Source organism: Tepidibacillus infernus (assembly GCF_048898065.1).
GTDB lineage: Bacteria > Bacillota > Bacilli > Tepidibacillales > Tepidibacillaceae > Tepidibacillus_B > Tepidibacillus_B infernus.
In genome coordinates this window covers 1-255 of the sequence record NZ_JBLWFI010000050.1, presented here as the reverse complement: position 1 = coordinate 255, position 255 = coordinate 1, and the positions used below count along the sequence as shown (strand labels likewise).

Here is a 255-nt window from a genome sequence, read left to right as displayed (position 1 = left end):
TCAGCTATTCGATCCGCGGCGCGGATCAGGATTTCAAGAATTATGTCCTTGATCCAAGTGGCTACAGGAGCATAAGTGAGGATTTCAAAATTAAGTCCAGACTTGTTCCCCGGGAGATTAGCGTGACATCAGTTAGAGGGAAGAAGATAAAGAAAACGGTGGATGAGAAGCAAGTCATTTTTTATAGTGAAAAATATGCAGCGAAAGCAAGGGCAGAGCGTGCTTCAGCAGTGGAAAAGGCCAAAAGCCTCATTC

Annotated in this window: 1 pseudogene; it reads left to right on the top strand. The window is 44.7% G+C overall.

Annotated elements, in window-relative coordinates:
* Positions 1–255 (top strand): annotated as a pseudogene (locus tag TEPIDINF_RS14950) (IS1634 family transposase); the annotation flags it as partial.